The organism is Chelativorans multitrophicus (genome assembly GCF_011317445.1).
In the GTDB taxonomy this organism is placed as follows: Bacteria; Pseudomonadota; Alphaproteobacteria; order Rhizobiales; family Rhizobiaceae; genus Chelativorans; species Chelativorans multitrophicus.
The window spans coordinates 297,554-318,989 of the sequence record NZ_JAAAPL010000001.1 but is presented as its reverse complement, the minus strand read 5'-3'; the positions used below and the strand labels follow the sequence as shown (position 1 = coordinate 318,989).

General features: G+C 58.6%; 28 protein-coding genes and 2 tRNA genes. 15 read left to right on the top strand and 15 right to left on the bottom strand.

Translation table 11 applies throughout. The features are described 5' to 3' along the window. Positions 1-47 precede the first annotated feature (47 nt). Genes GNP00_RS01570 through GNP00_RS01540 form a run of 7 tightly spaced genes read left to right on the top strand, consistent with a single transcriptional unit; the run spans position 48 to position 8,776 of the window. Complete coding sequence (locus tag GNP00_RS01570; protein WP_011580569.1) at positions 48-317, top strand: phage tail assembly chaperone; 270 nt, start codon at positions 48-50, stop codon at positions 315-317. A 3-nt stretch (positions 318-320) separates the two neighbouring features. Then, the gene (locus GNP00_RS01565; RefSeq protein ID WP_011580570.1) at positions 321-2,264 is read left to right on the top strand and encodes a phage tail length tape measure family protein; all 1,944 of its coding nucleotides are present in this window, start codon (positions 321-323) and stop codon (positions 2,262-2,264) included. After that, positions 2,265-2,999 (top strand): hypothetical protein, encoded by a 735-nt coding sequence (locus tag GNP00_RS01560; protein WP_011580571.1) that lies wholly within the window; start codon positions 2,265-2,267, stop codon positions 2,997-2,999. It begins immediately after the preceding gene. Between the two features lie 2 nt (positions 3,000-3,001). Then, positions 3,002-3,586 (top strand): hypothetical protein, encoded by a 585-nt coding sequence (locus GNP00_RS01555; RefSeq protein WP_011580572.1) that lies wholly within the window; start codon positions 3,002-3,004, stop codon positions 3,584-3,586. Beyond that, the gene (locus GNP00_RS01550) at positions 3,586-4,053 is read left to right on the top strand and encodes a DUF6950 family protein (protein WP_011580573.1); all 468 of its coding nucleotides are present in this window, start codon (positions 3,586-3,588) and stop codon (positions 4,051-4,053) included. Before GNP00_RS01555 ends, GNP00_RS01550 begins: the two co-directional genes overlap by 1 nt. A gap of 1 nt (position 4,054) precedes the next feature. Next, entirely contained in the window at positions 4,055-6,205 is a 2,151-nt protein-coding gene (locus GNP00_RS01545) for a hypothetical protein (protein ID WP_011580574.1), read from the top strand. A gap of 33 nt (positions 6,206-6,238) precedes the next feature. Beyond that, complete coding sequence (locus GNP00_RS01540) at positions 6,239-8,776, top strand: hypothetical protein (protein WP_011580575.1); 2,538 nt, start codon at positions 6,239-6,241, stop codon at positions 8,774-8,776. Here the strand turns inward: GNP00_RS01540 and GNP00_RS01535 are convergent. Together GNP00_RS01535 and GNP00_RS01530 are read right to left on the bottom strand one after the other, a co-directional pair. After that, a complete protein-coding gene (locus GNP00_RS01535; RefSeq protein ID WP_166015693.1) occupies positions 8,769-9,752 on the bottom strand; it encodes a hypothetical protein in 984 nt (327 codons plus the stop codon). The genes GNP00_RS01540 and GNP00_RS01535 overlap by 8 nt on opposite strands. A gap of 564 nt (positions 9,753-10,316) precedes the next feature. Beyond that, on the bottom strand, positions 10,317-11,021 hold the full coding sequence (locus GNP00_RS01530; protein ID WP_011580577.1) for an outer membrane protein: 705 nt from the start codon (positions 11,019-11,021) through the stop codon (positions 10,317-10,319). A gap of 389 nt (positions 11,022-11,410) precedes the next feature. On the opposite strand from GNP00_RS01530, the gene GNP00_RS01525 reads away from it, so the two are divergent. Further along, the gene (locus tag GNP00_RS01525) at positions 11,411-12,187 is read left to right on the top strand and encodes an N-acetylmuramidase family protein (RefSeq protein ID WP_011580578.1); all 777 of its coding nucleotides are present in this window, start codon (positions 11,411-11,413) and stop codon (positions 12,185-12,187) included. Positions 12,188-12,189: 2 nt separating this feature from the next. After that, positions 12,190-12,438: a hypothetical protein gene (locus tag GNP00_RS01520; RefSeq protein WP_011580579.1), complete on the top strand. Its 249-nt coding sequence runs from the start codon at positions 12,190-12,192 to the stop codon at positions 12,436-12,438. Here the strand turns inward: GNP00_RS01520 and GNP00_RS01515 are convergent. After that, positions 12,420-12,764, bottom strand: a complete 345-nt coding sequence (locus GNP00_RS01515) for a hypothetical protein (RefSeq protein WP_157038042.1) — start codon at positions 12,762-12,764, stop codon at positions 12,420-12,422. The genes GNP00_RS01520 and GNP00_RS01515 overlap by 19 nt on opposite strands. Positions 12,765-12,826: 62 nt before the next feature. On the opposite strand from GNP00_RS01515, the gene GNP00_RS01510 reads away from it, so the two are divergent. Beyond that, a complete protein-coding gene (locus tag GNP00_RS01510; protein WP_041544628.1) occupies positions 12,827-13,114 on the top strand; it encodes a hypothetical protein in 288 nt (95 codons plus the stop codon). Continuing rightward, positions 13,111-13,305, top strand: a complete 195-nt coding sequence (locus tag GNP00_RS01505) for a hypothetical protein (RefSeq protein ID WP_041544630.1) — start codon at positions 13,111-13,113, stop codon at positions 13,303-13,305. Before GNP00_RS01510 ends, GNP00_RS01505 begins: the two co-directional genes overlap by 4 nt. 37 nt (positions 13,306-13,342) lie before the next feature. Here GNP00_RS01505 and GNP00_RS01500 read toward each other — a convergent pair whose 3' ends face one another. The 8 genes from GNP00_RS01500 to GNP00_RS01465 all read right to left on the bottom strand — a co-directional run bounded on the left by GNP00_RS01500 (position 13,343) and on the right by GNP00_RS01465 (position 17,583). Continuing rightward, positions 13,343-14,077: an RNA polymerase sigma factor gene (locus GNP00_RS01500; protein ID WP_011580582.1), complete on the bottom strand. Its 735-nt coding sequence runs from the start codon at positions 14,075-14,077 to the stop codon at positions 13,343-13,345. Positions 14,078-14,083: 6 nt separating this feature from the next. Then, complete coding sequence (locus tag GNP00_RS01495; protein WP_011580583.1) at positions 14,084-14,605, bottom strand: plastocyanin/azurin family copper-binding protein; 522 nt, start codon at positions 14,603-14,605, stop codon at positions 14,084-14,086. Then, positions 14,602-15,024 (bottom strand): DUF5602 domain-containing protein, encoded by a 423-nt coding sequence (locus GNP00_RS01490; RefSeq protein WP_011580584.1) that lies wholly within the window; start codon positions 15,022-15,024, stop codon positions 14,602-14,604. Before GNP00_RS01490 ends, GNP00_RS01495 begins: the two co-directional genes overlap by 4 nt. Before the next feature lie 200 nt (positions 15,025-15,224). Next, positions 15,225-15,602, bottom strand: a complete 378-nt coding sequence (locus GNP00_RS01485) for a PH domain-containing protein (protein WP_011580585.1) — start codon at positions 15,600-15,602, stop codon at positions 15,225-15,227. A 39-nt stretch (positions 15,603-15,641) separates the two neighbouring features. Next, positions 15,642-15,980, bottom strand: a complete 339-nt coding sequence (locus tag GNP00_RS01480) for a hypothetical protein (protein ID WP_157038043.1) — start codon at positions 15,978-15,980, stop codon at positions 15,642-15,644. 295 nt (positions 15,981-16,275) lie between these two features. Then, a complete protein-coding gene (locus GNP00_RS01475; protein WP_157038044.1) occupies positions 16,276-16,449 on the bottom strand; it encodes a hypothetical protein in 174 nt (57 codons plus the stop codon). A gap of 100 nt (positions 16,450-16,549) precedes the next feature. Beyond that, on the bottom strand, positions 16,550-16,759 hold the full coding sequence (locus tag GNP00_RS01470) for a hypothetical protein (RefSeq protein WP_041544631.1): 210 nt from the start codon (positions 16,757-16,759) through the stop codon (positions 16,550-16,552). Between the two features lie 143 nt (positions 16,760-16,902). Next, positions 16,903-17,583, bottom strand: coding sequence for an SOS response-associated peptidase (locus tag GNP00_RS01465; RefSeq protein WP_011580587.1), 681 nt, complete (start codon positions 17,581-17,583; stop codon positions 16,903-16,905). A 101-nt stretch (positions 17,584-17,684) separates the two neighbouring features. Between GNP00_RS01465 and GNP00_RS01460 the strand changes: the two genes are divergently transcribed. Further along, positions 17,685-18,005 carry a hypothetical protein gene (locus GNP00_RS01460; RefSeq protein WP_011580588.1) on the top strand — a complete coding sequence of 107 codons (321 nt, stop codon included), beginning with the start codon at positions 17,685-17,687 and terminating at the stop codon, positions 18,003-18,005. A gap of 18 nt (positions 18,006-18,023) precedes the next feature. Here the strand turns inward: GNP00_RS01460 and GNP00_RS01455 are convergent, their stop codons facing one another. Together GNP00_RS01455 and GNP00_RS01450 are read right to left on the bottom strand one after the other, a co-directional pair. Further along, positions 18,024-18,398: a thermonuclease family protein gene (locus GNP00_RS01455; protein ID WP_011580589.1), complete on the bottom strand. Its 375-nt coding sequence runs from the start codon at positions 18,396-18,398 to the stop codon at positions 18,024-18,026. Positions 18,399-18,531: 133 nt separating this feature from the next. Then, positions 18,532-18,608 (bottom strand) — tRNA-Asp (locus GNP00_RS01450). A gap of 187 nt (positions 18,609-18,795) precedes the next feature. Between GNP00_RS01450 and GNP00_RS01445 the strand changes: the two genes are divergently transcribed. The 3 genes from GNP00_RS01445 (at position 18,796) to GNP00_RS01435 (ending at position 19,957) form a co-directional block, all read left to right on the top strand. Then, positions 18,796-18,871, top strand: a tRNA-Val gene (locus GNP00_RS01445). 34 nt (positions 18,872-18,905) lie between these two features. Further along, positions 18,906-19,268: a hypothetical protein gene (locus GNP00_RS01440; protein ID WP_011580590.1), complete on the top strand. Its 363-nt coding sequence runs from the start codon at positions 18,906-18,908 to the stop codon at positions 19,266-19,268. 92 nt (positions 19,269-19,360) lie between these two features. Continuing rightward, entirely contained in the window at positions 19,361-19,957 is a 597-nt protein-coding gene (locus GNP00_RS01435) for a hypothetical protein (RefSeq protein WP_011580591.1), read from the top strand. Between the two features lie 104 nt (positions 19,958-20,061). Here GNP00_RS01435 and GNP00_RS01430 read toward each other — a convergent pair whose 3' ends face one another. Beyond that, positions 20,062-20,805, bottom strand: coding sequence for an SDR family oxidoreductase (locus GNP00_RS01430; protein WP_011580592.1), 744 nt, complete (start codon positions 20,803-20,805; stop codon positions 20,062-20,064). A 208-nt stretch (positions 20,806-21,013) separates the two neighbouring features. Beyond that, positions 21,014-21,331, bottom strand: a complete 318-nt coding sequence (locus GNP00_RS01425) for a DUF1236 domain-containing protein (RefSeq protein ID WP_011580593.1) — start codon at positions 21,329-21,331, stop codon at positions 21,014-21,016. Positions 21,332-21,436 lie beyond the last annotated feature (105 nt).

The following is a 21,436-nucleotide window of genomic DNA, read 5'->3' as shown; positions in this document are numbered from 1 at the left end:
CGGACGAAACTGGCGAGACGAGGCGGGATAGGAATGCCCGCTTCGGAATGGAGCATCTTAATCCCGAGTTCACCGTTGCCGAGCATTGGGCGCATCTATGGGAATGGTTCTGGGAACTCAGCGCGGCGCGTAGCCAGGGCTTCTCAGGACCCAATCCCATTTCTTACTCGGAAATCGCCGATTGGGCCGAACTCACCGGCAACCTGATCCGCCGCGTCGAGATCGCGATCATTCGCAAAATGGATGCTGCTTTCCTCTCTGCCAATGCGGTGGAACAGGCGGAAGCAGCTGAGCGGGCCAAGCAGAAGAAGGACTGAGTTATGGACATCGCCACGCTTGGCATTGCCGTCGATAGCTCTCAAGCCGACAAGGGCGCCGTTTCCCTTACGAAACTGTCGGCTGCGGCAAAGCGGGCCGAGGCGGCGACGAAGGGCACGGCCGCCGGCGCTCGCTCTGCCAGTGCGGCATCCGCTGCCGTATCTGGGTCAGCCAATAGCGCCGCTGCTGCGCTGAACTCAGAGGCCGCTGCAGCCACAAAAGCCGCGTCAGCGATGCGCATGCATGCCGCCGCCGTCAATGACAACGCTCGCCGCATGAGTGGCAGCTTCTCCGGCCTTGCCGCCCAGGTCCAGGACATCGGCGTCACTGCGGCGATGGGCATGAATCCCATGATCATCGCGCTTCAGCAGGGCACGCAGATCGCCGGCCAGATGGAATACGCAATGCAGAACGGAGGATCGGCCGCGAGCGTCTTCAGGGATGCGCTTGGCTCGCTGATCTCTCCCGTCTCGCTGATCTCAATTCTTCTCACCGCCCTGCTCGCTGCTGGTTTGCAATTTGTCGATTGGGCTGCTGTCGCTGCCGGCGCGCTAAACGGCCTCGCCTCCATCCTGCAGGCGATTGCACCCTATGCCGCTATGGCTGCGGCTGGACTGGCCCTCTTATACGCGCCAGCCATTATCGGCGGCATCGTTCAGGTGATTGCTCTGTTGGGTCGCCTGACTGTTTCTGCGGTCACCGCTGCCGCAGCAATGGCCGCTGCCAATCCCGGTGCCGCATTCGTTCTCGGCATCACGGCCGCCGTAGCCGCTGCGAACATCTTCCGCGATGAACTCACCCGGATTCTTGGAGTTGATCTCGTTGCGGTAGCAAAGACCGGTGCCAACTTTATCATTGGATCCTTTGTAGCCGCATTCGAAGACCTGAAATTCGTCTGGAACCAGTTCCCCAACATCATTGGCGCGGCAGCCGTGGGGGCGGCCAACGCGGCTATTCGGGCCATGGAGAGCATGATCAATTCGGCATCGGGAATGCTGAACGAACTAATCGGCAGCGTGAATAGCGCACTTGCCGTGTTGCCTGGCGGGTTTCAGATCGGAGAGATCGGCACCGTTGATTTCGGGCAGATTGCCAATCCGTTTGCTGGCGAGCTGTCGGGTGCGCTCGGCGAAAGGAATGCAGCCGTTCAATCGGCCCTGAGCCAGGACTATATCGGCAATTTTGGTTCGGCAGTTGTCTCTGCCGCATCAGGCGCCGCCGAAAAGCTTCGGGAGTTCGCTGGGAGTTTTAACGCAGTTGAGGAGGCTGCCGGAAAAGCAGGTGGCGGCGCGGAGAGCGCGGCTAAGAGGGCAACGGATGCATGGGAAGGCCTCCGGGAGACCACCAATGATGCGGCAAGCGCATTTCTGGAAGCCGGCAAGTCTACTGGCGGAATCCTGAAGGGTCTCATTGACGGTACACTCACGTGGCGCGAAGCGCTGTCTCAGGCGCTTTCTGTGGCGCTGCGGCTGATGCAATCGCTGAACCCAAACTTCCTCGGAGGTGGCTTCTTGCAGGGGCTGCTCGGTGGATTGCTCGGTTTCGCTTCTGGCGGTTACACCGGCGATGGTTCTGCAAACGCTGCAGCGGGCATCGTCCATGGCAAGGAGTATGTCTTCAACGCCAAAGCCACTGCGCGTATCGGCAAAGCCAATCTCGACGCCCTCCACAAGGCTGCCAATGGCTACAAGTCGGGCGGGTATGTGGCTCCAGTAATCCCGCGCGTACAGTCTCCAGCTAATGAACAACCTCTGACGATCGAACTGGTCTCCCGGTTCGATGCAGATGGCGGTTTCGACACGGCCGTTGAGCGTACGTCGCGCCCCATCGCGCAGCAGGTGAGCGCGGAAACCACTGCCCGCCTCGCGCGTTCTGTGCCGGCAATGGTAGATGCGCGAAACGATGAGCGAGACTTCCGCCGCATTCGCCCGATGAGTGCAGCCTAAATGGGTCGCCTCCTAACTTGGAATGATGGCCTTGGGCTGAATGCGCTCGAGGTTGTTCAGGGCCCCAATGTTCGCAATTCGGGCAGCAATACTGCGGCCGACGGCTCAGAGCAGACATTTGAGGGCATTGGTTCTGTCTGGGCCTTTCGCCTTGGTCTAACAATCAAGCAGGGCAGGGCGGCCCGCGCGCAGCGAGGTATCCTCGACGCTCTTATGGGCGGCGCCAACGCCATGCGCTTCACCGTAATCGACCCCGACATGATGACGCCCGCAGAAGCTGGGATGAGTGTCCCGGACTGGCTCGGCTGGAATGATGTGCCGGCGCAGCCGTGGTCGAACGGAATGCCATGGGAGAACGGTCAGTTCTGGAAAGTGTCTCCGCCTGTCGTGCGGGTAGCGGCAAGCGCTGGCGTTGATAGCAGTGTTATCAGACTTCGGGACGAATTTTGGGGTCATGCCCTCGGAATAGGGGATCGGATCGGCTTCTTTCCTTTCCATTTTGGAGTGTACCAGATCACCGAAGTTCTGGAGCCGGGTACCTATCGCGTGAAGTACCGGCTCAGGAAAGCAATCGCCGCGGGCGATTTTTGCACACTCCGCCCTGTTATCGTGCTGCGCCCTACCAGCAAAACCTCAGCAATGCCTCCGGCGCGAGTTCCAGCACACACTGAGACCACGAGCGTGACCTTGGTTGAAGTCATTGACCCTTATGTCAGGCAGTATTTCACGGGCTGATCATGGCAACAGCGGAAGCGATCCTCGACAAACTGTCGCGGCCGCATGTACAGCGCGCGATTTTCGCGTACGTCGATCTTCCTAGCGGCGAGCGCCGTCTGCACACGGGCATGGGGCAGCAGGAAATCGGCGGCCATGTCTGGGAGGGCGTGTCTGATCCCTTCGGAGGGCAGATCGTCAGCATCGGCTCAATCGAGGAACCTTGGTTCGGTCATGCACCGGTGGTCGACGTGGTCGTTTCCGGCGCCAACCGGCAATGGCTCAAGCAAATGTGGGATGAACGCGAACCACTTGATGGCGCGAGGTGCGACATCTTTTTCGCGACCTTCGATGCTGAGACCGGCGAGGTGCTGCTTGACCTGGAAGAACTGGTGCCTGGCAGGATTACCGCACCGCGCTTTTCGTTCATGGGGGCGGCCATCCGCTTCATCCAGCTCAAGATCGCATCCGTGTTCGAGGGACTGAACTTTCCTGCTGTCGATTCGGCGTGGTCGCCGTCTGGCCAGAGGGCACGCTATCCTGGCGACAAGGGCATGGATTACATCAACGCGAAGATCATCGAATTCTACAAGGGCGGCGAAGACTGATGATCGATCGTGTTCTTCGCGAAAGGGGCGAGCGCCTGCGCGCCTATGTCGATGCCGTGAAAGGCAAGCCGATGACCTGGGGCGTTGACGACTGCTCTCTTTGGCCTGCGCAATGGTTCGCCAACGAGACGGGCCGGGAGTTCGATTGGCCGCTGTATTCCTCAGAGGCGGAGGCGCACAGGATCATCGACGCCGAGGGCGGTCTTGTGAGTGTATGGAACCGGATTGCCCGCCAGGCTGGCGTCATGCCGCGGTACGGAGAAATGCCGGTTGTCGGCGATGTCGGCATCATCGAGACGACGCGCGGGCGCGTAGGCGGCATATTCACCTTCGGGGGAGGAATGTGCGTTCGCACCTTGGATGGGGCCGCAGCCATTGGTGTGGTTGGGCGCGCATTCCCGGTACGAAACGCAGACGGAACGTGGGAGCGCCGCCCTGTTGTCGTGAAGGTGTGGGCGCTAGGCTGAAATGCACTACAAGAAGATATTTCTGTCGGGGGCATCGCTCCTGGCGATGACGGCGCATGCGTCCGCCGATCCGATCTTCACGCCGCTGACGTTCCTGCTGTTTTCCGCAGCCCCTGTCTGGATAGCGCCAGGAGCTATCTATGCTGGGCTTCAGCTTGCCGCGGTAGGCGCGCTTGCCGCTGTCCAGAGCGCCCTCGCACCTTCACGGCCGCGCGTCGACCCGCAGGACATCAAGAACACCAGAACGGGCACGGAAGGACCCGGCCGTTATGCGACCGGGCGCGTCCGGCTGGCAGGCAGAATTGGGTTCGGCAATACAACCGGGTACGACATCTATCGCCTGATCTTTCACTGTTTCGGGCCCATCGATGCGATCGAAGAGTACTACTATGACGGCCGCTCTATCACGGTAGAATCCGACGGGACGGTTAGCTCGCCACCTTGGGCCAAACCCAATGGCTCCAACATGTTCGTGCAGAGCAAAATGGGAACCGGGGGCGAGACGGTTTGGCCGCAGCTAAAGGCAGGCTTCCCGGCGCTCGTCGATGACGATTTTCGCAATCGAGGCATTGGTCAAACACTTTTGCACGTCAGGAACCCTGGCACTGCGAGCGAGCGGTTTCAGACACTCCTTCAGGGAGGGATCAAAGAACTCGAGGTGCAGGCCCGCGTGGGTAAGTTCTTCGACCCGCGCGACGGGCAGACCAGGTGGACACTGAACGGTGTGCTGCAGTGCCTCCACTGGTATCGCCTTCTGCCCGACATGCGGGACGACCTGATCGACTTCAACTCCATCGCCGCCCTCGCGGATGATGCCGACCAGATGGTTCCGACACTTACGGGTACTGCGCCGCGCTGCACGATCTCTGGCGGGTGGGAAGGCAATCTCACCACAGATGTCGTTCTGGACATGCTCGAAAGTGCTGGGCTGGAATGGCGACGGCCGCCGGCGAAGCTGCACACATTCAAGTTCACCGAGGACGACCCGGTATCTGAGCTCACGCTGCTTGACCGCCACATCATCGATCGCGAATTCGCGCCGGAGGAGGCTGCCAAGCGCCCGAACGTCTGCCGCGTCAGCTATTACAGCCATGAGCGGCAAGGCGATCTGGCGGAAATCGATCTTACGAATGCCTCCTGGGCTCGCGTGCAATCCGACATCAGCAAATACGGCGAGAAGGAAAAGCATTACAAGCTTCCGTTCTGCGACAATGCAAGCCAGGCTCAGCGCATTGCGAGGCGCCTCTTCTGGATGGATCGAGCCCAGAAGGGCCTGGTGCGAACCACCTTTGCCGGCCGAGCAGCGTGGGGATTACGCACCATCACCGTGGAAGTGCCTGACGTGGGCGAGGGCGGAGAAAGCGCTTTTGTGAAATGCCGTGTCGTCGCGCCAATGAGGATGCTCGACAGCGAGGGCGTCTGCGAAATTCCGGTCGCAATAATACCCGACGAACTGAAGGTGCCGTGGAACCCGGCGGTGGATGAAATGCCGGCGCCACCGGTGCTGCCAGAACTCCAATACGAGACCGACATTCCCACGCCTGCGCCGCCAAACCAGGCAACCGTGGTGCAGTATCCCAACGGAACCTGGGAAACGCGCATCCGCTTCACAGGTGGGGACGCCGGCACGGCCGAAGCGAACTATCGCTACTATCCGGACGAAAACCCCACCCAATGGGCAGCGATGACGGAGTACCAGGCCGGCTCGACCTATTACGCCTATGTCGGGACCAACACCAACGGCCTGAAAGCTGAATTCCGCGTCCGCCTCGTGGACGGCGATGATGTCGGCTATTTCTCGGACCCGCTTATTGTCGATCCGATGAGCGTCAGCAACACCGCGACAGGCGCTCCGAGCGTGACGACGAGTGAGGAAATCGGCGATCCCATTGTCGTGGCGACCTGGGACATAACCGTACCGGAATTGCGAGCGGTCAAAGTTGTGGTCGAGGAAGAGACCGGCTTTGGCGGCAGCGAGTGGACCGTGATCGCCACGCTGGACGACATCCGTCCCGGCATAACGCGGCAGGTCCATAAAGATTACAACCGCTCCGGCGGCGGCTCGACCGTCAACTGGCGCGTGGCCTCCTACACCAGCAATGGCACCAGGGGCGCATACGCAACCGGCAGCTTCAACATTCCGGGCAATTAAGCCCCCGCTCATTCTTGAAATCTGGAGATCTTGATGACCGGCTTTACCGAGACGGCTGTGGATGTCTTTGCGCCTACTGATGCGGCGGGATATCCGCGAAGTGTCCAGAACGACGCCGTTCAGCGGTGGGGAACAGAGGTTGAGCGCTTAATCATCGCGCTTATCGCAGACCAGGGCGGGGATATTGATCTACCTAATCTCCTCGTGCGTGCGACGGTCACGGGCGGAACCGGCAACAACATTGTCGCGGTGCCGAATTTGCCCCTAACCGGGCCCGGTATGCAGCTGATCTCGTTACAGACGGTCGCCGAAAACTCGGGCCCAATCACGCTCGACCTTGGCGATGGAGCGAAGCCACTCCTCACCAATGGTGGACAGCAGATCGCAGCCGGGGAGGTTAAGGCGAATGACATGTTCCTGCTGGCGGATGCAGGTGTTCACTATCGCCTGTACGCTGATCCGTCCTCGCTCCGAAACAAGGAAGCGGCCGAGCTCGCGCAGCATCTCGCGGAAGCGGCGCAATTCGCAGCACAGGCGGCTCAGGCTGCTGCTGAAGCGGCGCGTGACATCGCCGCCGGATATGCTTCGGATGCGGTTTCCCAAGGCAATGTGCCGATATACTCGACTGTCGCGGGCATGCCTTCGCTTGAGGTGCCAGTAGGAATCCAGACGATACGCGTTAACGGATACGCTTCATCCGGAGATGGCGGAGGCGGCCTGTTCGTTGACCAAAATAATGGTTCAACGGATACCTTCCAGTCTGGGGGTACCACTGCAAGGACTTGGTACCGCGCTTATGAATATGAGAATTCCGTAGCGGTTCCTGATGACATCGGGAAACTAAATCCTGGGGTAAGCGCGCCATCCATAAATGTCCTAGGGTATCCCAATTCTCCTGGCGCTCGTAACGATTGGGTTCGGTCGGACAGCAATCCATCCCATGGAATCTACCGGACCGATGAGAATGGCCAGGTTTGGGTTCCTAGCGCATTCACCGTAAAGGCACAGGATTTCGGGCCTTGGCAGCAAAACCAGATTGCGAATCAGGCTCTACAGAACGCCGTCGATTTCAGTGTTGCCCGTGGATATGGGCAGATCATTCTGCCCCCCGGTAACGTCTATCTCGAAAATCTAGTCTCCGGCGATAGCTCCAGCAAAATCATTTCCATCATTGGGGCTGGGATGCAGAGCACGACCCTTACGCTGGATGCTATCTCATCGGCCAACGGTATCGCTCTTACATCCGCTGATCGTTTAGCCGCAACGCACTTCCGGGATTTCAGTATTGTTATTGACGGTCAAGCTTCCGGCGGAACGGCTCTAAAATCCACAATGCCGCCCGGGGGCGTTCAAGATCGACCATCCGCGATCCTACAAAATGTCAGGGTCAATGGTCTGGCTATCGCAACTGACTATGTAACATTCGGGATCGATGTGACGGGGCACTGGCGTCCTCGCCTTATAGACTGCTTTGCGACGGGCTGCTGGGGACCTGAGGTGGTGGCTCCGGATGGTCTATATTCGGATACCGATCCACGTTTTTTGATGAACAAGGGATTTATCCTCGACGGTTGCTATTCACCCTATGTTGTTCGATGCCGTGCATCTTCCGCCCATTGGGGGTTTTTCTCTCAAGGAACGGCAGAGGAAGCATGGTATTTCCATGAGTGTATCGCCAATGAGGTGCGCAAAGGCTATTACATCGAGCGAACTGATCCAGAGCCCCTTGGTTACATGTACAATTGCCACGCCTCCTATCGGGACAATGGCATCTGGATCAAAGGCGGTAAGTTTTTGGAAATTTACCGGAACCTTATCTATCAGATAGACCCCAACAACCACTCTTTGTCGGCACCGGTTGATATTTTGCTCAGCAATGTCACTGACACAACGCTTGCGGCAAACACCCACCACTATGACGGAGATACCCGGCGCATCGCCAACCAAATTGATACGAGCGCCCTTGCTCGGGACATAGACATATTCGACTACAACGTCACTGGCACAGTGGCAGAGGTCGTTAGGATTGGCCTTGGAGCGTCCGGAGTGCAGCTTAGACCGGGGAGGCTGACCGGTACAATCGGGCAGCATTTGGCGGGGACGTTCGGGCAGGCCAACATCACCGTCTTGCGGCGCGTCACGCCTACCACGGAGGTTGTTCGCACGGGATCACCTCAAGGCATCCCGAATAATGTGTTCACAGCCGTCCAGTGGAACACCAAAACACGGGACGACCTCGGCATGTTTGATGCGGGCGCAAGCTCAACGAACTTTGTCGTGCCTGCCCATGAGGGGATCCGGTTTGTCCGGGTCAGTGTCAACGTAGAGTTTGCAGCGAACGATACTGGAGTGCGAGCGATCCGGCTGCGCCGCAACGGAGCTGCGGCGCAAGGTGGTTTCAATGAGCTTCAGCCCGCAGGTTCAGGGGCGTATGGCATGGCGGTGACATCCGGGAAAGTAGCTGTGGCGGCCGGCGACGTCCTAACCGTTGAGGTTTTCCAGACCAGCGGGGCTGATTTGGATCTAAACGCGGGGCTTTACTCGTGGTGCAGTCTGGAGGTGGTCAATTGACCACCTCCTCCACATCTCCCTTCGCAGACCGCCATTCGTACGGCGTGAACTCTGAAAAGTAAGGCTCCGGGTCATTGAGGTGGGCCGCAATCCTGGCATTCACCTCTTTTTCAATCTCAAGATTGAGCAGTTCACGGCGCGCGTCCTTGAATATCCCGGGATTTGCTTTTGCGCCAAAGAACTGCAGCAGACGGCGCTCCTCAAGGCTTGCCCAGTCCGGAGAGGCATTCTCGCGCCGGTCCGTTATGGGAATGCCTTTTATGCCGGCGGCGTTGCAGAACGCCTCTATCGAGGATCCGCCCATCCGGGCGGCATCGTCATAGTCAACGATCGTGACGTTACCGAAGACCTCCCGCCAGATTCGAATCTGCGTCTCGTAATTTTCGAGGTGTCCCTCGCTGTTGAGGAATGCATCGAGAGCGGCTGCTAAGGTCGGGCTCGGCCGCTGCACCACCCGAAGGTACTGACGAAAGAGAGAAACGAGGAACCTCTGTTTGTCGCGGAGGAAAAAGATGATCTCGAAGTCGCGCGTTTGAAAAGCGCTTCTGATCTCTTCAAGCATCATCTTCTTACGGATCCAATAGCCCGTGTTGTCTTCAAAAATATGCTTGGCGGGAAAGCTGAACAGGCTTTCAGCCGAGATGATGACAGTGCCCGAAGAGCTATTCACCTTCTCAACGAACTTGGCGGTATGATCCATTTCCTCAGGGCTTTTTGAAAAGAAACCCCGGATGCTATTGTAATGACTGGTGATGTTCGGGTCGCCGAAACATGTTTCGGCATATGTAAAGCCAATTCCTTGCAGTGCAGTCCTGCTTTCATGCAGGAACGACTGAATCGACGTGGTGCCCGTCTTTTGCGAGCCAGCGTGGATGATTAGCTTTTCCACCTTTGATACCCCTTCCAGTTGCCCAATTGCTCTTAATAAGAGCAGGCCGTATCCGTGGCAAGGCCGACAGAGCGCGTCAGCCCGCAATTCGCGACAAGCTTATCGACAACTACTCTCCCCAAGTCATCCCCTTAGAAAAATTATGCGTATCCATTTAGCGAAGCTCAAATCGCCACCCGTAACGGCCCTGATCTCTCGAGTGAGAACGTAGAAAAAGACGAGCGTTGCCGCGTACGCCAGCAAGATCCATAGAAGGATGATCAACTCGCTTCGTCTAAGCATGTATCCACTAAAGATTTTGACCGCCAACACCTGAACTGCCGTCTACCCAGACCACAACCTTTAGTAAATACCCTCATCTATGCGGTTGCATCATCCCGGAAGCCGTCGGCACGAGTATTACTGCCGCGGCCCCAACGGAGTATGCTCCAAAGCACTCCTCGCTTCCTTCTCATCTCGGTATTTTGTCTGCAATTCACGCGCGAGAGTTGGTACGTGAATGTCGTCCGGAACCGATTTCGCGTATTCGCGGGCGAGCTTGAAGGCCCATTCATTAATCATGGTGAGTCCTGAAAAGAGGGCGAGGCAGCGTTGATACGGCGGCGACGCTGCCCCGCCAGAGACTGGAGATTAGTTACCGCCTTTTATGGGTCAGAAGCGCACGTTCAACAGCGCCTTGACGCTATGAAACGCCACATCCTCGTCGACGAAAACGCCGGCGTCTTCAAAGACGCGCTCCTCGCCCAGGTCCACGTAGGAATATTCCGTGCCAACTGAAATGCGGTTGGTTACAGCAAATTCAACGCCGGCGCCTGCTGTCCAGCCTGTGCGCCCCTGGCTTTCATTGAAGAGTTCGGTGCCTCCAAGATCGATCTTTTGCTCGGTCTCGCCATAGGCGAAGCCACCGTGGCCATAAACCAGTGTGCGATCAAAGGAGTAACCGGCTCGGGCGCGGACAGTGCCGAGATACTTCAGTTTCGACTCCGCTTCCGCAGATCCAAACCCGTCGATATCAGCGGAAATGTCGGCGTCGTGATTGGTCGCAGCGATGTCAGCAACGCCGCCGATGACCCAATTGCCAATTTGCCAGTCATAACCGACTTGTGCGCCGCCGATGAAGCCCCCGCCTGAAATGTCGATACCGCCCAGCGGATCACCACCGGTTGGACCGGCTTCATATTTGAAGTCGCCGGTCGAAACGCCACCGAACGCGCCGAGGTATAGTCCGGTCCAATCAAAGCTCTCGGCTGCGACTTCTGCCACCGGCGCTGCTGGAACATCGCCATAAACGGCATCGGCTGCGAATGCGGATCCGCTAATGAGGAGCGCAGTTGTAGTTAAAACGAGTAACTTCATTATTTCCTCTTTGTGTGCCTGAATTGGGGTAGGCGCACGAGAGGCGTCGAAATCCTCGCATTACGAATGTCTCTGAACATCATCCCCACCCCTGACTGCAGTCGGGGAGTTGAGAAGCCACCGGTGAGCGACCGCCGCTGTCTTTAGGCTTTCGCCCTGGACATGCACAACGGCCTCCCCGACCTGATATCAGGATGGGTCCACGCCCTCTGACACGAGGGTCAGAGGACGCTTACGGCTCTCCTGCCGCCACCGGTGGGGTTCTCACGCCCCAGCTCGCCCATTCCTGACGAGCCGGCTCCCTTAATACGCACACTCCGAACCGCATGCAACTCTGCATCGGCTCCAGTGCATCTCCAACCAAAATTCGACATTGAAAGGAAAGAACGATGCCGTTCGATGAGAACGCGCGCCGAGAGATCGAGCGCGTCGCAAAGGACCGCGGCTGGCCTGCCGCCGCCCTGCTCGCCATTGCCGAGGTGGAGAGCGGCGGCCGGACACATGCCATCGTGAGTGGCCGCCCCGAACCGCTCATCCGGTTCGAGGGGCATTATTTCGACCGCCGCCTGCCGTCGGAAAAACGGGCGATCGCACGCCGCGAAGGATTGGCTGCTCCATCAGCCGGCGCGGTCAAAAATCCTCCCGCTCAAGCCGCGCGTTGGCGGATGCTGGAGCGTGCCGCGGCAATCGATAAGCAGGCGGCATATGAGAGCGTCTCTTGGGGCATCGGCCAAGTGATGGGCGCCCACTGGGAATGGCTCGGCTACAACTCGGTCGAGGACCTGGTGAAAGATGCCCGCAACGGCGTCTATGGCCAGGTCCGCCTCATGGCAAATTACATCGAGAAAGCAGGGCTCGCAGATGCGCTGAAACGGCAGGACTGGCACACCCTTGCCCGCGGCTATAACGGCCCCGGCTACGCCAGGAATGGCTATCACACGAAGATGGCGGCGGCCTATGAGCGCTGGTCGAAGGCAAAGCCGCTTCCGAGCGGTGCCACACCCACGCCGCGGCCCAATCCCTCTCCAGCGCCCAAACCCGCGCCAGCGGCCCCGCAACCGGGCAATGCGGGCATTCTGGCCGCGATCCTCGCCGCGCTGGCGGCGGCCGGAGCGTGGATCGTGAACCTTCCCTGCAGTCTTTTCGGCATTTTCTGTGGAGGCTGACCATGTGGCAGCGCATTCGTGACTTCTTCCGCGATTCGGAAACACTTGCTTGGGCGCGGCTCCAAATGATCCTCGGCGTTCTGCTCGAGGTGATCACCACCGTCGACCCGTACCTCTTCGCGCCGGTATTCGGCGATTACTTTCCTTGGTTCCTGGTCGCGAATGGCCTGATCACCGAATACCTGCGCCGGCGGCGGGCTGACGATCTGAAGCCGCGCCATCGGGAGCCCGACTATAGCGGGGCGTCCTGATGTTCGGGCTCGCCACATGGATCAAGCTCGGCGCTGCGCTGGCGGTTCTGGCGGCGCTCGCAATCTCTCATGGCGCGGCTTTCCGCGCCGGCAAGTCCGCGGTCCTCAGCAAGCTCGCATCTGACCGCATCACCGTGCTCCAAGACGGGAGAAAGATCGATGAGGATGTGCTTGGCGCTGACGATGGCGCTCTCTGTGCCCTTCTTGGCGGCTGCCTGCCAGACGAAGGCGATCACTGAGCCCTGCGACGTGCTGGTGCCGATCAACCCGGCCCCGGCCACCAACTCATACCTGATCGCGAATGACCGGCCGACGGCAGTTGCCATCGCCCAGCATCGCGGTCGGTTCCAACTCTACCACTGTGGCGGCTCATAGAGGAGCGGGGGAATTGAACTGGACAGACGTTAAGCTCATCGCGGCGATCGCGGGTGGCCTCCTGATCGCATTCCTTCTCTCAACCGCAAACACGGTAAAGGCGCGCCTCACCAGCGTTGCTACGGGCCTGTTCTTCGCTGTCTTCCTCACCGAGCCGCTTATCAGTTGGGCGGGCTTGGAATTCTCGGTCTGGCAATATGCGGTGGCAGGCCTTCTCGCCATGTCGGGCGACCGTTTGGCTCGCCGCATCATGCAGATCATCGACACGAGCAAAATCCAGATCACTGGAGGCCGGTCATGAGGCAGATGAAATCGCCGAAGGCTCAAAAGCGGCTGGACGTGGCGCTCCTGATCGCGTGGGGGGTGTTCTTCCTTGCCGTCCTTGTCTCGAAAGGTCTCGCCCACGCTGGGAGCGGAACTGCGGGAGCGGCCTGGGTTCAAGCTCCTTCAAGCAACCCCAACTGGAGGATTGTTGCCATCGGAGGCTCCTGATCGGCCGTCACCGAAGCAACCGATGTCACACCAGGCATCAACCTGGCTCGCGTGGCCTTTCCAGGCCATGGAGCCTATCGATAACTCGATCGGCCATCCGCTCGCACCGCGCCCCGTCGAACGGGAACAGTTCGGAAAACGTCCCCGCGAGTTGCTTCTCGACGGCAAGGCGCATCAGCCGCCGCGCTCGGTGGAGGCGCGTCTTCACGGTTTCCGGCTTCAGCGACAATTGGTGCGCCGTCTCCTCGATGCTCATCTCCTCCACGTCGCGGAGGATGAAGACGAGCCGGAACGGATCGGGCAACTCGTCGACGGCAGTCTCGAGAAGGTCGCGCACCTGCTTGCGGGCGAGCTCGGCATCCGCGCCCGGCGGCTTCAGCGAAGTCGGAAACATGATCACCGACCCTCCATTGCAGCCCTCCGCCATATCCAGTTCAGCAAGTTCGGCCGCCGGCCACCGCTTTCGCGCCCTCCCGAGTGCCTCGTTGAGGGCGATCCGGGTGAGCCAGGTCGAGAACCGGGAATGGCCGCGAAACGAGTCGAGCTTCGTGAAGGCGCTGACATAAGTTTCCTGCACGATGTCCTCGGCCTCTGCGTCGTCACGCACGACCGCACGTGCGACCCGGAAGAGAGACCGGTTGTTGCGTTTGATGAGCAGGCGAATGGCGCTTTCGCCACCCTGTCTGGCGAGATGAACAAGCTCTTCATCGCTCAACCGTTCAAGATCAAGCTTGGGATGAGCCATCGTCATTTCTATGTCGAGACCTCTCATTCCCTATCACTCCCGCCGCACAATGCCGTTGTCGATGATCTCCTCGACCTGCGGAAAGCCATTTAGCGCCGCTTCCGGCAAAGGCGTCAAACCCGCGGTTTCCGCAGCTGCTTCCACGGCAGGCGGCTTTCCGACCACGATCCGGCCCACCATGCCTGCATGCTCGTGCGGAACGCAATAATAGTCGTAGACGCCTTCTTCGTCGAAACGGACGGAAAAAGTCTCCTCCGGCAGAAGATAACCCGAATCCCATGCCTTGGCTTTGGCTGGGATGCGCCGGGGGCGATCGAATATTTCCGGGTGGTAGGACGTGACCGTATGTGAATTGCCCCGGTCGCGATTGATCCAGCGTACCGTCTGGCCGGGCTCGATGTGCAGGCCGATGGGATCGAACCAGACATGCGAGCCGTCGGGCCTCCCCTGCATGGCGATCTCGACCGAAGCGCTCCAGGCCGCCGCTGGCCTGGCCAGGAGGGCGGCGAGGATACCCCCGCCAACCTCCAGCACGCGCCTGCGCGTCAGGATCATTGCGCCACCTTCGCTTCGTCTGCCACGGGGACGTGCCACAGCACAACGTGGACATGAGGTTTTTCGACGCCCGGATGGCCGGCATTATAGTAGACGTCGACATGGTCGACATTCCCGCCGGGCGCGGTCAGATCCTCGAAGCGCTTGTCCGGGTTGAGATCCTTGGTCGGCAGCATGTAGATGGTGCTGACAAGCGCGCCGTCATGGTCATAGGCCAGGAACGGACCGGCAGGCAGGCTCGCCGGATCGACGAACAGCTGGCCCATTCCAGGCAGGAAGTCCGGCAGCTTGACCAGGTTGCTCACTGCCTTGAACGCGCCGGCGGGCGGCGGCTTGGCGAATTCGGCGGGAACCTCATGCGCGAGGGCAGTGAGCGAACCGGTGAGCAGCAGGGCGAGCGCGGCGGGAATGAATCTCATTTGACCTTCTCCTTAGGCATGCGCCGCCGCTTCATGCGGCGACCTCGAACCATTGGATGGAGGTTTTCTGAAAAGGTTCCCGGAAAACCGTAGGCCGCCTTAGCGAACCTCAAATCTGGCCTAGAAAATCACGCCCCGTTGGCTTCAGCCGGCGGGGCTTTTTTTGCGGCGGCAGTTTGTTGCGACTTGGCGGCTGGAATTTACCCAAGAACGCCGGCTGCGATTGCCCTATGAATGCCCCGCACGTCAGTACCTTTTTTTAGCGATTTCTCAATGGGCTTGGGATCGCCGGAAACCCAGATCTTGAGTTCGGAGTCTAAGTCGAACGTCCCTGACGTCTCTACTGAGAACCGTGTTACCGCCCGATATGGGATGCTGAGATAGTCGACTTTGCTTCCCCTGATCCCTTGGATGTCTACGATTATCATTCGCTTGCTTGTGAACACGAAGAAATCGCGGATGACACGGAACGCCAAATCGACCGTCTCACCATCGATCAATACGCCATCCAATCGCTGCGCCAGCTTGGAGGCGTCAACCTCGCTACCGTGCCCGAGAAGACCATTTAGGATGCCCATGCGTGCCCCTAGCCATGTGGTGTTCTGGATGCTTTAGGATCACTTCCCACAGTTCTTTGTGATCATCGCCTTGCGTACGGCTTCTTGCTCACCTTTCAGTCGAGCTATCTCTGGAGCGATGTTATCGCCTGACAATGACGAGACAGGTAGACCGATCAAGATTACACCCGCGATGTCGTTGGAGCGCGCCTGCTGCTGCTGCTTGGCTGCGGTAGCGTAGGCAGAGGATAGCCTAAGCTGCTCCTCGCCCAGTTGCGTGCAACTCCAAGAGTGGTAACCAACTTCACTGACATACGCCGCCGAAATGCTCTCCGGTGTCTTTGCGCATGCAGAAAGTACCGCGGCAAATGCCACGGCTACAAAAGCCGATCGTTTCACGAAATCCCCCAAATGCCCAAACCGCTATCCGCAATAGTGGCGCAACCGGAAGACGATGGCAAGAGGACCGAAGCACCCCACGCTCAACTCCAGAGAGAATCACGGTGGGATCAAGCAGCTCTTGAGGAAGTGCCTGGCTTCCATGGCCGTGCTGCGTGATGTGAAGTCGCGAGTTTCCGGTGAGTCAGGATAGGGCTTCAGTCGAAGGGTGCCCTAAGCCGTAGTTTTCCAGAGGCTGAAGACCTGCTCCGCATTTCCTCCAGCGCTGCCAATTGAGGGCGCTGCGAAACAGTCGTTAGTGCCTAATCTTTCCAGGCAGGTGAGTAGGCCAGGGCGCGACTAGGATAGCCCTTAGCTCAGCAAGAGTATCCCGCTGCTTCTGCCTTTCCTCCTCGGTTGCGTCTTCCCAATTCTTGCCGGTTCTGTCCTCGAACATCACCCGCAGGATTGTATCGTCTGCTTCATTCATTAAAACCTCCCCAGTTGTTTCATCACTTGCCCTACAGTGATTGGAAGGGGGAGAATCATTCTCCCATGTCATCTGGGGAGTCATTCCCCAGGCAGTTTGCTCAGCATTCGCGGCTGTTTTCAGCCCGCATCTTCTTAAGCTCTAAAACAATTTCATCGTATTGGGTTTGCATTTTTCGATTGTTCTTGTGGAGAGCTTCCGCCAACGCCTCCAGGCCGGTTGATACTGCACAGATCAACTCATCTGTTTCTCCGTGAGCGATATGTTTTCGCCGAATATCGGCGACTTTCCGTTTTGCACTTAAGTACATGACCCCCTCACAATTGAGTGAACATAAGAAATCTTGCGTGTAAACGTTAACTAACGACTAAAAACTCATGAGGTGCCAGTTAAAATCAAAATCATCCCAGATACTTATAATCATCTCACCTTAGATTCAGCCGCGTCGCCACACTAGAGCGGGTTAACCGGAGCAATGCACTGCTCGCCTTGGAACTTCGTCGCATTCACTTCGCGTCCAACGCGGTAGAACTGAAGCTGACCATCCAGATTGTGTTCGCGGACGAGAGGTTTCAGACGTTCTGATGGCGTAACGGGATCAAGCCACTGGTCATAGACCGCTGGGTGCAGTATGGCCGGTTGGCGGTCGTGGATCTGCGTCACGGGTTCTTCCGCGGGCATCGTGATAATGGTGCAGCTCGTCACGCCCAGCTTTTCATTGTACGCCCACAATCCAGCAAAGCTGAAAGGCTGATGGTCCGGCAAATGGATGTGCCACGGGTCCTTGCCGCCATCGGCCGGGCTCTTTGTCCACTCGTAAAAGCCGTCGGCTGGGATCAGGCAGCGTTTTGACTTCCAAGCATCCTTGAACGCGCCGGAGGTGTCGGCGGTCTCAATGCGTGCATTGAACATCGCTGCCTTGGGCATTTCCTTGGCCCACCACGGGACCAGCCACCATCGGCCGGTCTTTAGACGATGCGAACCGTTTTCGCCGGCGGTCACGAAATCAACGTCCTCAGTCGGGCAGATGTTGTAGCGCGGCTCGTCGTTCTTCTGCTTTTCCCAATCGAGCGTCAGCCGGTAGAGCCGATGGATCTCCGACCAAGTTAGATATCGGGTGAAGCGCCCGCACATACGATTGCCTCCGTAGCAGGATGGTCACAGTGAACGGAATGAGAACAAAAGAGTCAAGAGGAGCCTTGACGGAAGAGGAAATCATTCCTCTTTCATAGGGCATGCCTGAACCATATTGGCCGAAAAAGAAGGGATCGTACACGCTCGCGGACGCGGCCAAGGTTAGTCGCTATGCGAAGCTCCGTTGTCGCTTCTGCAAGACGGAACGGTACTATCTTGTCGAGGAATTGAAGGTCGCCTTCGGCAATGTCGAATGCGACGACGTTCCTTACCGCAACAATTGGCGATGCACGTCCTGCGGCAATAGGAACATGATCGACCTTACGATTGTGAACCCTTCCGCGGCCGATCTGCAGAAGATCAAGCTGCGGCGCATTGACCGGATCCTATATATTCGGCGGGTGATCTGGCGGGACGAATGACCGTCCGGCCTGAGCCGGTCAGTCGCACCAACTTATGGCGTGCCCAGGCCGCCAGGGCAGGGCGTATCCTTCTTCGAGAAGGACCTCGCCGACATCCTTGCCGTTTGGCATCCGAACCCAGACGAGCGGCCGACCGTAGCGATCCTTGACCCCAGACAACTCGATTCGGACATCCTCGCGCAACAGCTCTTCCAGCCGGCGCTTGGCCTGCTGCCCCAGGAACTTCTCGGCCGTGCATTTGGCATGTCCGATCTCTGGCGCGTCAACGCCAGATTTGTTCGGCTGGCCTGGTCCGAGCAACCGCATGTTTTGCCCGTCGCATTTGATCGTGTCGCCGTCGACAGCGGAGAGGTGAAGGCAGGTGGAGATAGCGGCGGCAACGAGTGTCAGCATGAAGATATCCACAACACGCGATAAACGTGGAAAGGAACTTGGGGAGAGGGGAACGAAAAGGGTTGAAAGTTGGAATTGCCGGTCTGGAGTTCCAACTTTTTTCGGAAGATCGTTCGTCTAAGTCATTGAAAAATGGCGCGAGTGACGGGGCTCGAACCCGCGACCTCCGGCGTGACAGGCCGGCACTCTAACCAACTGAGCTACACCCGCGCATTTCGACACGGCGTTAGCGCGTGTCGTGGCGGTCAATTAGGCGGTTCCCAGTGGACTGTCAAGCGGTGTGAACCATTTGTCGATTGATTTCACAATGGAACTGGGGATGAGGTCTGAACCGGCGATTTTCCCTTGCGATCACGCGCCGAACCGCCTAAACGGACGGGCCGGGCCGGTTAGCGGCGGGCGATTAGCTCAGTTGGTAGAGCGCTTCGTTTACACCGAAGATGTCGGGAGTTCGAGTCTCTCATCGCCCACCATTCACAGCGCGCCGCAAAGGCAGGTAAGCGCGATTTGACCGTTGGGCGCTATCCGCTCGCGGCCTACCAAGTCGCGCTTCGCGAATACCAATCCCGGCTTGCCTCAATGAAGAGCTTGGGGACACCGAGCCGCGCTGTGTCAGGCATCGACGATGCCCCTCATGACCAAGATCAGCGATGGTATCGCTGCCGTGATGAAGCCGTTAGCTGCGCACGTTCGAAATGGGACGGCCTTTGGCAACGTCACTGCGATGGTGAAAGCGCCGGCCGCAACACCATCATTCGCTATGGGGAGCGCGAGGGGCTGCCGCAGGCCATTGACTCGGACGTGGTGAACGAGACTGTCGACCGTGACATCGTGCGCGGATGCATTGCGGAGACCATGAGGGACGAATAGCGGACCCACCTGGCAAGAGTTCCGGCGCTGCCGCTCGCCCGGTGGGCTTTATGTTATCGTACGATTCCGTTCAAAGAATGCGGGATGAATCGATGGATTCGAATGAGCTAAGAACGCTTCTGATATACAAAGACATGATGAAGGAAGTTCGGCAAAGGCTCGATACGATTGAGGCGCTAGTTAATAAAGAAACCAGCCTGAGAGCTCGGTTTGCAAGAGAGTTGTCGTATCTTCAATTGCGAATGATCTGCGAAATAATTGCACTCGGGTGCATCATCTCGCACGAAGGCTTCTCTGAGTTATCCGCCAGGAAATTTCGCAACTCGTATGCGGCTGATGAGATTGTGAACTTTCTATCGAAGCTGCATGACCGCTTCTATCCGCAACCGATCAAAGTGGAGCGGAAGCAAAGCGGGCGTATTTCGGTCGAGGACAACGAGATCGAACATCTATCAAAGGAGAACCTGAAGACGCTGTATCGGAAGTGTGGCGCGGTGCTGCATCGGGGGACCCCTGCCACTATAATTTCGGGCGAGAAAATCGAAACAGACTGGATTGCCTACGTAATGCGCCAATCCCAACTTGCGGTGAATTTGCTGGCGAGCCATGCACTCGTCTTGCATGGCGACCAGCGCGCCATCTTTTGTAACTTTATTACAGGTGAGGCTTGGGTTGGAAATGCCCGGTGACCGACCGGTTCCCCACACTATGAATGCCCATTTCAGCTCGTCACAATGTTACAAAAGAATTTTATTCCTGCCAAATTTTAGTTTGTTGAATGGCGCAGAAGCGATTATCGGCCGCCGGCCACATCGATGAAGCTGCCGGTGACATACGATGAGGCGTCGCTCAGAAGCCAGACAATCGCCTCGGCCACTTCCCGCGCCTCGCCTGCGCGTCCGAGCGGGGAAGCAGCGCCAAGCCGCTGTGCGCGATCCGGCTGGCCGCCGCTCGCGTGGATCTCCGTTTCGATCAGCCCTGGCCTGACGGCATTCACCCGCACACCTTCGCCGCCCATCTCCTTGGCCAGTCCGATGGTGAGAGTGTCCACCGCTCCCTTCGAGCCGGCATAGTCCACATATTCGAAAGGGGAGCCGAGACGCGACGCCATTGAAGAGACCAGGACGATCGAGCCTCCCGTTCCGCCGCGGCTCCGGGCAAGCCGGCGCGCGGCTTCCCGCGCGCAAAGATAGGCGCCGATTGTGTTGACCTCGAAGATGCGGCGGATCCGGTTTAGCTCGATATCCACCAGGGGGCGGGACGGCCCGACAATGCCGGCATTGATAACGACGCCGGTAAGCCCACCCAGCTCCCGCTCCGCAACTTCGTGCATTGCGATGACGTCATTTTCTGCCGCCACGTTTCCCTGCACCGCGCAGGCTCGACCGCCTCCGGCTTTGATCTCGGCGACGACCTCCTCCGCAGCGGCAGCGTTGCCGAGATAATTGATTGCCACGGCCCAGCCGCTTTGCGCCGCCAGCAGAGCGGTTGCGCGTCCGATGCCTCGGCTGCCGCCGGTAATGAGAATGGATGTCATTGGGGTGCTCCTCCTGCCTCCTGACCGTTTGTCAGGATGCCGCCCCATTGGCTCTGCTACAATATGCGAACCTGCATCGCAGCTATGCGCTGCCGACGCCATGCGTCAGGGGGGAGCGTGCTTTGGCGCATCAATAAGCGGGGCCATGAGCTTTTGGGTGGAGCAAAGCGGCGGAATGGATCCTCCCATTCCGCCGCTTCGGGTGCGCTTAGTCGCTGATGATGTGGACGATTTTACGCGTATCCGGCTCGACGAGCACAGTGCGGCCGTCGACAACCACATATTGATATTCGACTTCGAGATCGGGTGCTTCGAGGGGACGCAGCTCAACTGTATCCGGCAGCGTCGCGCCGACTTCGATCGTCACATCGGCTGGGGGTTGGATTGGCTGTACCTGCTGCTGGACCACATATTCGCGGATGACGGTCTCCTGCTCCGGCGAAATCACGACGGTGGCCTGCTGAGCAAAGGCGGCGCCCGACAGGAACAGGAAGGCAGTCAAAGTCGCGGGAAATCTGGCTTTCATAATATCCTCCAAAAAGGGGTTCTGACGCGGGAAGAATTCGCGAGCGGCCAACTCGTTCCCCGCATAGCCGCCAAGCGGTCGTCCAGCATGCTTGCCCCGCAGGAC